Below are 14611 nucleotides of genomic sequence, written 5' to 3' on the forward strand. Positions count from 1 at the left end.
TTCCCTAGTACACGTCTCGCTGATAACGCTTTTGCTTCTTCATAGTCGCCAGGTACTCCTCAGCATGCTCGAGTGTGCCATTGGATCCCTTTGCAATGACGTCCAGCAGCGCCGTCTCCACATCCTTCGCCATGCGCGTTGCATCGCCGCAGACGTAGAAGTAGGCCCCTCGCTCCAGCCATGCATACAAATCCTTTGCTCGCTCCTGCATACGATCCTGCACGTAAATCTTCCGTGCCTGGTCCCGAGAGAATGCCGTATCCAGTTGCTTTAGTACGCCATTCTTGTGCATTGTCTGCAACTGCTCTTTGTAGAGAAAATCCAGTTGCTCGCGCTGCTCCCCAAAAAAGAGCCAATTATCACCTTTCTCGCCAAGCGCCTCGCGCTCCTCGAGAAACGACCGGAATGGAGCAATTCCCGTTCCGGGCCCGATCATGATCACCGGCGCGTTGCTATCCTCTGGCAGCCGAAAGTTCTGATTTGCATGCAGAAAGATTGGGATTCCCGCTCCAACATCCGCCCGCTCGCCAAGATGGCCTGAAGCCAGCCCCTGACGCTCCCGCCCATGCGCGTCGTACCGCACGACACGAACCGTAGTCTGAACATTCGTAGGATGGGCCTTCTGGCTCGAAGCAATGGAATACATCCGCGGCGTCAACCGCGACAACACGGTAAACAACTGCTGTGGATTCGTCACAATTCCCGGAAACTCCGTGGCCAGATCAACAAACTCCCGGCCCCAGCAATACTCCTCAGCACGTGCCTTGTTATCGGGGCCGACCATGTCCTTCAGACCATCGGTTCCCGGAGCAAGCTTTGCAAACTGGCCCACCGAGCCACGCGTCAGCTTGCCAATTGCAAGCCGCGTTCGTACCGCCTCTTCAAAGCTGATCTCGACCTTGTAGTGGTCCAGGACCCGCTCGTCGCCCGTAAAGTTGAGCGCCTTCAATACCTCTTCCACAGCCGCTGGCCGGTTCTCTGGAATAATACCCACCGCATCTCCCGGAAGATACGTCATCCCATCTTCCAGTGAGAGCTCCACGTGCCGCGTTTCCTTCTCAGATCCCGCCCCGGTCAAAAGCTCATTTACCAACACCTTTGAGTGAAACGGCTGATTCCGCGTGTACTTCGGGGCGTGCCCCTGATCCTTAATCTCTTCGGTTGTACTTGTCGTTGTAGTCATAGCAATCCTTAAACCCTAGCATGGCAGCCCACCCTGCTGCACCTGCGCTTTGCTCATTTAAGCAGGGCCCGCTCAGAGCCAGATGAATACGCGCCGCAGTTTCTGGCAGGACGCACCGCAAGGCATTTGTTTGCGGTCAGCCAGTCTGCGGCGGAGGGTACGCCCTCCCCATCCGCATGCGCGACCAACTCTACCCGGGCCGGAATGCTCAAACACCTCCGGTCGCGTCCGAAAGAACGTGGAGAGGTCAGTTTCAGGCGAGACCCCTTTGCTTCGACTTGCTCTACTTCATGCTCGCTGGAGGAACCATTCCGTTCATCCGCAGATACTCCACCAGCTGTCCATAATGATCAAAGCCGTGTGCGACCAGGGCACCTGCAAGGCTTGCCCGTGTCGAAGATCCCTGCACACTCTCAAACGCATTCTTCTCCGTCATCGCTCCGACCGCCTTGTGCGCAAAGGCGAACGACGCGGCCAGTGCAGCCACAATCTGATCTTTGTCGGTGAGTGTCCCAATGGACTTGACATCGACGTCGACCTTCAACCCACCGAGCGCTGAGCCGTAGAAGTAATTCGCCTGTGCGATGTGTCCCACCATCGACCCAAACGTCCGTACGCCTTTGTACTCCGTCGCCTGTCCCGGCACAAAGATCGCCGCACTTGGGGCAAAGTTGTACCTGTCTGCCGGCATCGCCTTTGCCAAGCCCATCATCTCCGTCTCAAAGTCAGTCAGTTGTCCGTTGAACGATCTGGAGGGCTCGATCAGCGTTCCTGGAGCAATCTTCGGGATCGCAGCACTCGTCTGCGCCTGCATGCTCACCACACAGCAACAACCAGCCAGCGCCAGCGTCATTATCATTTGCTTCATCATCACGTCATCTCCTCTATCGAACTAGCCCAAACGCGCCAAGCCTATCAGAATACAGAGAGCATCGATAGCCATTCGTATCGGGAGATGTGGTGCAATGAAGTATGCCCGCTATAACAGCTCCCGGTTCCGCGCAGAATCGCCAGCCGAGCATCCTGACCCAAACCCCACTCATGGCCCTCGCCATCGCCGCCTTTGGCATTGGTACGTCCGAGTTCATCATCATGGGCCTGCTGCCCAACCTGGCAGAAGACTTTCACGTCTCGATACCCAAGGCCGGCGCCCTCGTCTCCGGCTATGCTCTCTCCGTTACGATCGGCGCGCCCATCGTCGCGCTCGCCACTGCCAAGCTCGAGCGCAAGTTTGCACTTCTCCTCCTCATGGGAGTCTTCACTCTTGGCAACCTGGCCTGCGCCATCGCTCCTGGCTATAACCTTCTCTTTGCCGCGCGCGTTCTTACTGCACTCTGCCACGGAGCCTTTTTCGGCATCGGCAGCATCGTCGCTGCAAACCTCGTTCCCCGCAACCAGCGCTCGCAAGCCATCGCCCTCATGTTCTCCGGTCTTACCCTGGCGAACGTTCTGGGGGTTCCCGCTGGCACCGCCCTCGGGCAGGCCTTCGGCTGGCGCTCTGCCTTCTGGGCCATCGTCCCGATCGGCCTCATCGCCGCCACCTCCGTCTTCCTGCTCGTGCCTAAGCAGCCTCCCAGCTCAGCCCATCTACTGCACGAGTTCCGCGTTCTCCGGAAGCCGCAGGTGCTGCTCGTCCTTGCGATGAGCGTCCTCTCATCGGCTTCGCTCTTCTGCATCTTCACCTACATCGCACCCATGCTCGAGACCGTCACCCACGTCTCGCCACACGCCGTCACGCTCACTCTTCTGCTCTTTGGTGTTGGCATTACCATCGGCAATCTTCTCGGCGGAAGCCTCAGCGACTGGCGACCTATGGCCTTCCTCAACGGAGCGCTCATCGTCCTCATCATCACCAACCTCATCCTGCCCTTCGCCGAGCCCTTCCCCATTCCCGCTGTCGTCATGATCCTGATCTGGGGAGCAATTCAGTTCGCCGCCGGAGCGCCGCTCCAATCCCGCATCGTGGACCAAGCCTCAAGTGCGCCGAACCTCGCCTCCACTTTGAATCAGGGAGCCTTCAACTTTGGCAACGCCACCGGAGCATCGCTCGGCGGCATGATGCTCACCGCCGGCTACACCTACCGCCAACTCCCCATCGCCAGCGCCATCGTTACCTGCGCTGCCCTCGCGCTTGCTATCATCTCCACTCGCCTCGACCAGCGTCACGCACCACAGCGCGTTGAGGCATAGGCTTCCTGTTGGTTCTTGAGTATGGCTTTGAAAATTCAACGTGTGCAACTAAAGAACAAAGAAAGGCCGCCCACATGGAGCGGCCTTTTACAGATCGTGCCTTTATCTAGAACCGCAGCTTACCAGCCAGCTGAATGATACGGAATGAGTCGGTATACGTCGACGTAATCTCTCCAAAGTTAGCCGCCGTAATTGTAGTGATCGGATTTCCAAACTCCGGAGTATTGAGGAGGTTGAAGAAATCTCCTTTCAGCTCGAACGCCACACCATGATCTCCATGGGTCAACTGCGTCAGCTTCGCAATAGACATATCAATATTCTGCCGGGACGGTCCCCGGAAAGAATTGCGAGGCAGCGTTCCATACGTCGGTGTTGTCGGGATAACCTTCGCAACGTTGGTTAGTCCGTTCCGATTAAAGTTCGCCTTGGTGATGTACTGCGCTCCGCCATCGGCAGCGGTATTGGTATGCGGACTCAGTGTGGTGACCTTGTTTCCCGTCAAGTTGACTCGCACAAGTTGGGAGTCACCTGCGCCAGAAGGTCCAGGAGTCGTCCGCGACCGCGCCAGATTCGCGCTCACATCCAGCGGAAATCCAGACTGCCAGCTAACAATCGGGTACAGGCTCCACCCCTTGGTGAACACCTTCGGCACCGCTGAGAACGCCTCCGCAAATGGCAAATCCCATCCGCCTGAGAAGACAATCCGATGCTTCACATCCAGGTCCGAGACCGCATAGAACTGACCGGGGTTGTAGTACGGAACCTCACCGTTGCGCTGCCGGAAGCCCGACAGATTATCCATGTTCTTCGCAAACGTATAGGACAACTGGAAGTAGGTTGTACCGACATAGCGCATCGGAGTCGCCTGCTTGCGCAAGCTGCTCTGCAGGCTGTGATAATTTTCGTTCGTCAAATTCCGGAAGGTGTCGAGATAGCTGAAGTTCCCCGATCCGCCATTTGCCTGGTCGTAGACCCGCTGCGTACCCGATCCCTTCACAAATGGATTCGAGTCCACCAGTCCGGTGTACTTGTGTGAAACGCTGCCCACATATGCCATCTCAGCGGTCACGCCAGCTCCCAATGCGCGTTGGACTCCAAGATTGAATTGGATCGTGTACGGCGTCCTGAGGTGTGGATCGACAAAGTACACACCACCACCACCAAACGGAAGGAAGCCAGCCGCGCCAAAATCAAGATTCTGTGCCGGAGCCTTCGATGGAAAAGGATTCACCACGCCCGCACTAGTAAAGGGATTCTCATAGTAGCCAGTCCCGCTTGTGGTCAGACCCATCGGGTAATCCAGATTGAAGTCCGTGAATCCAAAGAACGGAGCCTGCCCGTTGAACTGCAGATTATCTTCGCCCTTCAGGATGTCGTAGAACATGCCCGTGCCGCCACGCAGGACGGTAGAACCCTTACCTCCAAAGTCGTATGCAAATCCAAAACGAGGAGCAAAGTCATTCTTATCGGAAAAGTTTGAGCCTTTAGGAGCGCCCTGATCTCCCGGGAACAACAATCCCTTGGGAGCACCCGTAAATCGGGTTGATTGTGCCCCCGTGACCAGCGAAAATGACCGGCCTTTCGTGTCTATCTTTGGCGAAGCAAACTCATACCGCAGCCCAAAGTTCAGCGTTAGATTCTTGGTAGCATGCCATTCGTCCTGCGCATACACCGAGGTGCTCTTGCTCCGAATGTTCGACGGCGCAGAACCAAACTGAAAATATTCATCCGGATCACCGACCAGAAATTGCGCATACCCCGTGGCGCTGCCCACAGTCGCAAATGCCGGATCACTTGGATCGTAGTTAGCCAATCCATAGAAATCGAATTCGCCATCTACGTAAAAGTCGTACAGCGTGTTGTTCTGATAGGGTGAGAAATCGCCACCGAACTTCACACTGTGCGTTCCCTTCTGCCAACTCAAATTATCCGAGTAGTCGAAGGTGTTATTGATCAGCGTCGTCGGTCCGTTCGGACTAAAACCAACTGTCAACGAGGTGCTGTAGTCGAACAGTCGCGTTGGCCCCGTCGCTTGGTCCGGCGTAATTCCTACGCCAAGCTGCGCAGGAGTCGGCAGCGTTCCCACCGGAATTGCATTCGTACTGTTGAGGCACTGCACGACAGCGCGAAACTCATTCAGCACATTCGGGGTAAACGTGTGGATATATCCCACGTTCGCGAGATGCACGATCGTCGACGCAGTCGTCGGTGCTGGAAGCGTTGAGCCACCTGCAAACGCCGAAAGCACCGGAGCCTTGTTGCGCGCCAGGGTCACCGAAAGCCGGTCCTTTGGCGTCAACTCAAAGTCGAAGCGACCGTTATATTGGTCGAACGGGGAAAGCAGCGCGCCAACCGGCGCAATCGTTCCACTCGCACTCGATGGGATCAGCGATGCGGCAATGTACTTCTTCGCCACGGGATCGATCTTTGTGGGATCAATGATCGCCTGCGTTTGCTTCAGCGGGTCAGTTTGAAAATAGGGATTGTCAATGAGCAGTTGCGCGATCGCTGGGTCTGGTCCGCCGTCTGTACCGGCGTGCGAGAAGTCGCCGCCAAGTTCAGCCGTCGTGAACACCTGTTCCACGCCCGGCAATTGAGAATTCTTCTGACGCTGTCCTTCGTACGAGAAAAAGAAGAAGTTTCGGTCCTTACGTGCCAGAATCTTCGGAATGAAGATCTCCCCGCCAATCGTCCCACCAAACTGGTGCCGCTTCAGATCGGAGCGCGGCAGCCCGTTCCGCTTATTGAAAAAGTCGTTCGCGTTCAAATAAGGATTACGCGCAAACTCAAACGCCGACCCGTGATATCGACTCGTTCCACCCTTCGACACGATCGTGATCACGCCGCCGCCGTTCCGCCCGTATTCAGCCGAGTAGTTGTTCTCCAGAATACGAAACTCTTCGACCGCATCAGGATTCGGGCTGAACACCACGCCGTTGTTGAGCAGGCTTGAATTATTTCCACCGTCCAACAGATACGTCACTGAGTCAGTTCTGCCGCCTGCCACCGATACCGTACCGGCACTCCCATTTCCCGGGTTCGTCGCATCCGTCACCCCCGGCTGCAGCCGAGCCAGATCGAGAATGTTGCGCCCATTGAGTGGGAGGTCAACCAGAGGACGCTCCGTCACGGAACCACCAACGGTTGAACTCACGGTGTCGATCGCAGCAGACTGAATAGTCACCTCAACAGCCTGCGTCATTCCCGCTAATGGCAACTTGAAGTCCACACGCTGTGACTGGTTGATCTGCAACACATACGAGGGAGACGTAGTAACAGCAAAACCATCCCGCTCCGCGCGCACCGTATACGTGCCGATTGGAAGCTGCGCGAATTGGAAGCTTCCTTGACGATCAGTCATCGCGGTGACCGTCACATTCGTAGCCGTATTCGTCACGGTCACCGTCGCTCCGGGCAGCAGTCCACCCTGAGAGTCAGCTACCTGGCCCAGGATCTTTGCCGTCGTATCCTGAGCCTCAAGCGCTCTTCCACCGAAGCAAATCGCCACAAGAACGAAGAGCCAAACCAAACTCCACATCTTCCGATGAAGCATCAAACCTCCAAAAGTGGAACAGTTAGGGTGCTACAGGGATCGTCTTCAAAGAAATAAACTGCAGACAGAGAAATACCTCTGCGAATCAACACGACTGAAACAAGGGATTAGCGTGACTATAACCGAGCAGTGGTAAAAAGCCAGCGCAAAATTTGTCATTTCTATGTCTTCGAAATCGACTGCACCCGATCAGTTCGCAACTGGATACACCACAACGGCGTAAACTTGAAGAATGCAGCGCATCTACATGGACGCCAACGCCACGACGCCTCTTCTTCCCGAAGTCTTCGAGGCTATGCGCCCCTTCTATATCGAGAGCTTTGGCAACGCCAGTTCCATCCACCAGCAGGGCCAGCAAGCCCGTGCCGCCGTAGATCATGCCCGCGAGTCGATCGCTCACCTGCTCCGCTGCCGCGCCTCCGAGATTGTCTTTACCTCTGGAGGCACCGAAGGCGACAATCTTGCTCTCTTCGGTATCCTTAACGCTGAAAATTCAGCCGCAGAGGAACCGGCCCACCTCATCACCACACAGGTCGAGCATCACGCCGTCCTCCACGCAGCCGAAGCCCTCGCCGCACGTGGCCTGGACGTGACCTTCCTTCCCTGCACATCCGCTGGCCTCATTGAACCCGAAGCTCTCCGAGCAGCTCTCAAACCAAACACAAAGCTCGTCAGCATCATGCTGGCCAACAATGAGACCGGCACCATCCAGCCGATAGCCGAACTGGCCGCCATCGCCCACGCCGGCGGCGCGCTCTTTCACACGGACGCAGTGCAAGCTGCGGGTAAACTCGCACTGGACCTTAGCCCAAAGGGCGCGCTCAAAGACGTCGATCTCCTCACCCTCTCCGGCCACAAGATGTACGCGCCTCAGGGGATAGGCGTTTTGTTTGTCCGCCGTAGCGTCCGGCTAGCCCCTATCTTTCACGGTGGAACCCACGAACGCCAGCGCCGCGCCGGAACAGAAAACGTTCCCGGCATCGTGGCCCTCGGCAAGGCCGCAGAATTGGCCGAGAGATGGTTGATCGCAGGTGCCCAACCGTTGGGATTAGCCTCCGGGTCAGCCAACCCCGCAGAACTCAGAAAGCTTCGCGACCATCTCGAGCAAGGCATTCTCTCCACCGTAGAAGAATCCGGAGTCAACGGGGCTGGCACCGACCGGGTAGCCAACACGACCAACCTCTACTTCGATCACATAGAAGCGGAAGCGCTTGTCATCGCTCTGGACTTGAAGGGTCTTGCCGTAAGCGGCGGCTCAGCCTGCCAATCAGGTGCAACAGAACCCTCTCACGTTCTCACCAGCATGGGCTTATCGGACAACCGTGCTCGCGCAAGCGTCCGCCTCTCCCTCTCCCGCCTTACCACCGCCGAAGAAGTTGACTATGCTCTCGCCCTCATCCCTGCAGCCGTAGCTCGCCTACGCACTCTGTCGCCGACCTACAAGAAGGCCGAAGCGCTTACGGTGGCTTAAAAAATGATCCGCCACCAGGGCGGACCATCGGGATCATTATCTCTGCTTTACAGATACCACGGAATGTTCACCACGATGATTCGCTGCTTGCCCTTCAGCAGCAATAGCAGTTTCAGCAACTGCACACGCTGATTGTGCAGCAGATTCTCCCACCAGTGCTTAACCACCAACTCCGGAAGCAAAACCGCCACCTTCCGCGTTGGATTTGCCTTCTCTAGTTCGAGGATGTAATCCATCACCGGTGTAATGATCTGACGATAGGTGGACATCAGGGAAATCAACTCCGGTTCCGGCATGTTTTCCTGCCGCAATGGCTCCAGCACCTTGGTATTCCAAACCTCGCACAGCGACTCCTCGCCCTCATCACAGTCCACATGAACCACGCGGATCTCCTTAGAGAGCAGCAGTCCGAACCGCAGTGCCTTCTCTGTAATACGATCCCATCGTGCCATCGGGATCACCACGATCGGCTGCTCCAGATGTGCCAGGTTCAGCGGCGTCATATCCCGCATCTCTGACCGTACTCGGACATAGTGCCGCTTCACCGCCATCATGATGAGGATCAAAATCGGCACGAGCAGCGCCGTAACCCACGCACCCGACATGAATTTGGAAGCCAGCACGATGATCGTTGTCAGGCCTGTAGCGACCGCGCCGACGCCATTAACAAACATGTGCCAGCCGCGTCCTTTATGGTCGCCTTCCTGCTTCTTCCAGTGAATCACCATGCCCGCCTGCGACAAGGTGAACGCTAGAAATGCGCCAATCGCATACAGCGGGATCAACCGATCCGTAACGCCCCGAAACAGAACAAGAATGACCGCCGTCAATCCCGACAACGCGTAAACACCGTGTGAGAACAGGAGCCGACGTCCGCGCAGAATAAATACATGCGGCAGATAGTCATGAAGCGCAATCGCCCGCGTAAGCCGCGGGAAATCCGCAAACGCCGTATTCGCGCTCAGCGCCAGAGCGAGGAACACGCTCCCCATCGTCAGAAAATAGAACCATCCCCGTCCGAAAACAGCCGACACCAGCAAGCTAAGCAAGCTCTGGTATCCCGCTTCGTCGGGGTTCATTGCCATAATTTGATAGCTCCTTGAGAGCCATGCAATGCCGTATAGCAGCACAATCAGAATCGCGATGATGATTGTCAGCGTGTACTGCGCCTTCTTCGCCCGCGGTTCGCCAAAGGCCATTACCCCGTTCGACACCGCCTCAACTCCTGTCATTGCGGCGCAGCCACTCGAGAACGCCTTCATCAGCATCCAGAGGCCCAGCAACTTCACCGTCTGCGGCAACGCCGGTGGCAAAACCGCAACCGAGTGCGGATGCCCACCCGCGGCGAATGTCTTGAACACGCCCACCCCAACCATCACCAGCAGTGTGCCAATAAACAGGAAGGTCGGCAGAATGAACGCTGATCCCGTATCTTTAACGCCGCGCAGGTTCACAATCACTAGAACCAGCAAGACCATCAGGCACAGCTCAATCGTGAATGGCTGTAGCCCCGGTATGGCTGAACTCAGCGCCGTGACACCTCCCGACACGCCCACCGCCGCCGTTAGAATGTAGTCGATCATCAGCGCCGCCGCAGCCAGCAGGCCAGCACCTTCACCCAGGTTTTCAGAAGCGACAGTATATGAGCCGCCGCCGTTCGGATACGCCGCAATTGTTTGCCGGTAGCTGAAGAACACGATCACCAGCAGAATCAAAATTGCCGTAATGATGGGCACAATAAACTGCGTCCCATACACACCGAGAGGAATCAGAAGCGCCATCGCAGCTTCGGGCCCGTATGCCGCCGAAGTCAGTGCATCCAAACCGAAGATCGGGATTCCCGCCGCAACGCCGATATGCTCTGCGCGCTCTTCACTCGTTGCGAGTGGTCTACCAAATAAAACATCAGAAATCGCCATGTCGTCTTAGATGGTACTTCCTTAGTACCTCAAATACCGACATTTTGAACTCGCTACTTGTTTGAAATGGGAAATAATTGGCCACGTCAATCGATCCGTCGATGGAAATGTTCATTTTGTAACCTGCGGGCGGTCGCGTGATACAGAAAATTCGCCCTGCCGGAGTGCGCGTTACACTTTATTCCATGTCCAGCCTTTACGAGATTCCCCTTCATACCATCGCCGGCGAAGCCACCTCCCTCACGCCCTACAAGGGCAAAGTTCTGCTCATTGTCAACACAGCCTCCAAGTGTGGCCTCACTCCGCAGTATGAAGGCCTAGAAAAGCTCTACAACACCTATCGCCATTGTGGCTTTGAGATCCTGGGCTTTCCCGCCAACGATTTCGCCGGCCAGGAACCCGGCACTAACGCAGAGATCCAGTCATTCTGCGCGACTAAATTCAACGTAACCTTCCCCATGTTCGAGAAGGTCACGGTCGTCGGTCCTGAAAAATCACCACTTTACGAGCTCCTCACAACTGCGCAACCCGTAGCCCGTATTGCCGACCCCGGCTTCAAAGACGGTCTCCGCAACTACGGCATCACCGTCAACGAGGCTCCCGAACTCACCTGGAACTTCGAAAAATTCCTCGTCAACCGCCATGGCCAGATCACCGGACGCTTCGCCCCCGACATGCTCCCCTCAGATCCCATACTCATCCAGGCCATCGAGGCCAATCTGCCCCCCCTCTAGGTTGTGGCGTTTACATCTAAGCCCCTCCTTCAACACCGTTGCGGAAGGAGGGAGCGTCCGCCTTTGCGCGAGGCCTCTCTCTTTACTTCAACTCTTCATGCACCCGAAACAAATCCCGCCTCGCTCCCGTACCCACCACATACCGTTCTGCCATCTCGCACGAAATAAAGAAGGCCGCCTTGACGCATAGAAACACTGCCCTCCTCCTCGCCGCAAGCCTCGTTAGCGCAGTCGTCGCAGCCCAAAACACGCCCATCAAGATCGTCGCCGATCTCACCGAAGCCCCGCGCAAGATCTACCACGCCGAAGTTGATCTCCCGGTAAAAGCCGGCCCCCTCACCCTTACCACCCCGCGCTGGATTCCCGGCAACCACCGTCCCACCGGCCCCGTCGACGACATTACCGGCGTAGTCTTCACTGCCAACGGCGAAGTCCTCAAGTGGCGTCGAGACGATGTAGACCTCAACGAGTTCCACATCAACATCCCCAAAGGCGTCACCACACTCCACGCTCACCTCGATTGCATTGTCACCGCCCGTATCTCGCAGAAGCTTGCCGTTCTTGAGTGGGAAAAGCTGCTCCTTTACCCAGCCAACGTTCCCGTCAAGAACATTCCCATCCAACCGTCCGTCAAGGTTCCCACCGGCTGGGGCATCGGCACAGCCCTCATCCCGACCAGCACCTACGATCCGCAGCATCCCACGGGCGGCCTCACCGACTTCGCCGCCACCACCGTCGAGCAGCTTGAAGACTCGCCCATCATCGCTGGAGCCTACTTCCACGAGTTCGCCCTCGCCCCTGAGATCACACCGAAGCACTTCATCGACGTCGTCTCCGACTCGCCCGAAGACTCCCAACTCCGCCCAGCCCTCCTCGTCGAGCTCAATAACCTCGTCCGCGAGACAGGCGCAGCCTATGCCTCCCGACACTACAACGCTTACCACTTCCTCCTTACCCTCTCCGACACAGCCGGCGGCGAAGGCCTCGAACACGGCCAGTCCTCCGACAACGGTGTAGGTGAAAAGGGCTTTGCTGACGAATCCCACCAGCTCGCCGAATCCGACCTCCTGGCTCACGAGTTCACCCACTCCTGGAATGGCAAATATCGCCGCCCTGCTCGCCTCTACCAGCCGACCTTTGCCGAGCCTGAGCAGGGCGACCTTCTCTGGGTCTACGAAGGCATGACGCAGTACCTCGGCAACGTTCTGGCCGCACGCTCCGGCCTCAAGTCGCAGGAGCAGTATCGCGACATCCTCGCCGCCTCCGCCGCAAGCCTCGACTACAAACCCGGCCGCGAATGGCGCTCCACCGAAGACACAGCGATTGCTGCCAGCATCCTCCGCGGCGGCAATCCCGCGTGGTCTAACTGGAAGCGCGGACAGGACTACTACCAGGAGGGCGAACTCTTCTGGCTTGATGCAGACACCCTCATCCGAAAGCAGACCGACAACAAGAAGTCCCTCACCGATTTCCTCCACATCTTTCTGGGCAAGGGCGGTAACACCGGACCCCTCATCGTCACCTATGAGCGCCCCGAATTGATCGCCGACCTGAATCAGGTCATGCCCTATGATTGGGCCTCCTTCATCCAAACCCACATCGACAACCTCAACACTCACGCCGACCTTGCCGGCATAGAACGTGGTGGCTACAAGCTCGTCTACACCGACAAACCCAGCAAGTCCGTTCGCACGATGATGTCTGCCGGCGGTCGCCGCGGAGGACCCGATGACTGGTACTCCGTCGGCTATCGCGTCAGTCCCGACAGTGTCATCTACGATGTTCGATGGAATGGTCCTGCAGATAAAGCCGGGATCGCACCGGGAATGAAGATCATCGGTATCAACGATCTGCTCTCCTCACCGGAAGCCGACATGGCCGCCATTAAGAAAGCAAAGACCGACACGGCGCCCATCCACTACATCCTGCAAGTCGGAAACACTCTCAAGCAGATCGACATCGACTACCACGAAGGCGAACGCTATCCCTCACTCCAGCGTGTCGACGGCACACCCGATCTACTGGATGACATCACCAAACCCCTCACCACCCCAGAGGCAGCCCCAGCCGAAACAAAGAAGGACATGTAAGGGAGTCAATTACACGCTGACATCCGTTCCTTGCGCAGTGTTGCAAGGAACGGACATCCAGCAACATTTGACTGCCTCGTTCATTGCACCTGCAAGCGTCTTCAGCAAAGATGTGTGCCTGCAGTGAGCGTCAGCTATATTGCTTCCACCAAGGGCCCATCCGCTACCTCACTCTTGGCGCGAAACCACCCATTCTGCACCACGCAAAATCCAGCCAACACCATCCAGATCAGGAAATTACGATCCCCTACAAGCTGCTTCGTCAAAAAAAGCGGTGCAAGCAGTAGCAGTGCCGTTCGTTGCGGCGTTCTCGACGAAGCCACCAACAGGATCACCAGCGGAAAGCACGCCACCAGTCCCATCGGCCACAGCGAAAGGTTTGCAAACAGGCAAGCCACTACGAACAGAAAAAAACTCTGAGCCTCACTCAGGCGTCGACCAGTTTGCGACCACAGCATCCAGGCCAGAAACACCAGCGGCACCGCCAACCCTATAAACACTGACTTAGGCCCAAGCACGAAGAGCGGATTCTGCCTGAATCCCGCCAACGCATGCTGAAACTCATAGACCACATCCTGTGTAACAATCAGCCGCCCAGCAAGTATCTTCAGCGACTCATACCTATGTGTCAGGAAGCCGCTGTGGTGTCCGGTCTCTGCGTCCAGCATGTGGTGAAAGTATTCGCGATACAAACCAGTTCCCCACCACGCCAGAGCTACCAGTGCTAGACCAGCCGCAGCCACACCACTCCACAGGACCGTTCGCCATCGCTTGTTCCCGAGAAGCCACAGGACGAGAAGCACGGGTGCAAGCTTAATCGAAATGGCCACCCCAAGACACAGACCACTCTTCCATCCATCGCCGAGGTAGAACGCCCCCACCACGAGCGCCAGTATGAACACATCTACTTGACCGAGATCGATGTTGGTAAACATTGGCACGCTCATAAAGAGCGCAAACAGCACCACCGTCTGTCCTGGGTGGCGTCGATGAAAGAAGTCCAGAATGCCGATCATCGTCGCAAGAATCAATATTCCGAAAAGTGCTTTGGCATGGTTGTACGATGCCCATCCAAATGCATAAAAGAACGGCAGCGCGGTTGGCGGGTACACGAAGCGACTTACCTGATTCATCCAAAGCGCATCCGAGTATTTCTCGCTGACATTGATCTGATTAACATACGGATCGAGATGGTCATGGGTCGCCATGGCCGCCACATAATACGCACGAAAATCACGGCAATAGGAATCGCGTACCAGGCTCCCGTACAAGCAACTGGCCAGCAGCATCAGGCCAATCAGGAAAATGCGCGGCGAAATATCGGAGCCCCATCTACTCATCACAGGGTTGGTCACAGCGCTAGCCAAACGATCTCCTCATAGGTTTCTAGTAGGTACGACTCTATCCTGAAACCGACCCATTCTAAAGTAACCGGGAATCATCTCTTTAAATCCATGAGCCTCGTCATATA

At 56.5% G+C, this 14611-nt stretch carries 9 protein-coding genes; 4 read left to right on the forward strand and 5 right to left on the reverse strand.

What is annotated here, in order from left to right:
- Positions 1–4 precede the first annotated feature (4 nt).
- Together OHL20_RS03105 and OHL20_RS03110 are read right to left on the reverse strand one after the other, a co-directional pair.
- Positions 5–1183, reverse strand: coding sequence for a diflavin oxidoreductase (locus OHL20_RS03105; protein ID WP_263381752.1), 1179 nt, complete (start codon positions 1181–1183; stop codon positions 5–7).
- Positions 1184–1466: 283 nt separating this feature from the next.
- Entirely contained in the window at positions 1467–2054 is a 588-nt protein-coding gene (locus tag OHL20_RS03110) for a DinB family protein (protein ID WP_263381753.1), read from the reverse strand.
- A 101-nt stretch (positions 2055–2155) separates the two neighbouring features.
- Here OHL20_RS03110 and OHL20_RS03115 point away from each other — a divergent pair, with 101 nt between their 5' ends.
- Positions 2156–3373 (forward strand): MFS transporter, encoded by a 1218-nt coding sequence (locus tag OHL20_RS03115; RefSeq protein ID WP_263381754.1) that lies wholly within the window; start codon positions 2156–2158, stop codon positions 3371–3373.
- Positions 3374–3479: 106 nt separating this feature from the next.
- Here the strand turns inward: OHL20_RS03115 and OHL20_RS03120 are convergent, their stop codons facing one another.
- Positions 3480–6926: a TonB-dependent receptor domain-containing protein gene (locus tag OHL20_RS03120; RefSeq protein ID WP_263381755.1), complete on the reverse strand. Its 3447-nt coding sequence runs from the start codon at positions 6924–6926 to the stop codon at positions 3480–3482.
- Positions 6927–7158: 232 nt separating this feature from the next.
- Here OHL20_RS03120 and OHL20_RS03125 point away from each other — a divergent pair, with 232 nt between their 5' ends.
- Positions 7159–8397: a cysteine desulfurase family protein gene (locus OHL20_RS03125; RefSeq protein WP_263381756.1), complete on the forward strand. Its 1239-nt coding sequence runs from the start codon at positions 7159–7161 to the stop codon at positions 8395–8397.
- A 47-nt stretch (positions 8398–8444) separates the two neighbouring features.
- Here the strand turns inward: OHL20_RS03125 and OHL20_RS03130 are convergent, their stop codons facing one another.
- Positions 8445–10316 carry an APC family permease gene (locus tag OHL20_RS03130; protein WP_263381757.1) on the reverse strand — a complete coding sequence of 624 codons (1872 nt, stop codon included), beginning with the start codon at positions 10314–10316 and terminating at the stop codon, positions 8445–8447.
- A 137-nt stretch (positions 10317–10453) separates the two neighbouring features.
- Between OHL20_RS03130 and OHL20_RS03135 the strand changes: the two genes are divergently transcribed.
- Positions 10454–11050 carry a glutathione peroxidase gene (locus tag OHL20_RS03135; protein WP_317890931.1) on the forward strand — a complete coding sequence of 199 codons (597 nt, stop codon included), beginning with the start codon at positions 10454–10456 and terminating at the stop codon, positions 11048–11050.
- 179 nt (positions 11051–11229) lie between these two features.
- The gene (locus OHL20_RS03140; RefSeq protein WP_263381758.1) at positions 11230–13140 is read left to right on the forward strand and encodes a M61 family metallopeptidase; all 1911 of its coding nucleotides are present in this window, start codon (positions 11230–11232) and stop codon (positions 13138–13140) included.
- Between the two features lie 134 nt (positions 13141–13274).
- Here the strand turns inward: OHL20_RS03140 and OHL20_RS03145 are convergent, their stop codons facing one another.
- Positions 13275–14507, reverse strand: coding sequence for a glycosyltransferase family 87 protein (locus OHL20_RS03145; RefSeq protein ID WP_263381759.1), 1233 nt, complete (start codon positions 14505–14507; stop codon positions 13275–13277).
- Positions 14508–14611 lie beyond the last annotated feature (104 nt).

It is taken from the genome of Granulicella arctica, from assembly GCF_025685605.1.
Taxonomy (GTDB): domain Bacteria; phylum Acidobacteriota; class Terriglobia; order Terriglobales; family Acidobacteriaceae; genus Edaphobacter; species Edaphobacter arcticus.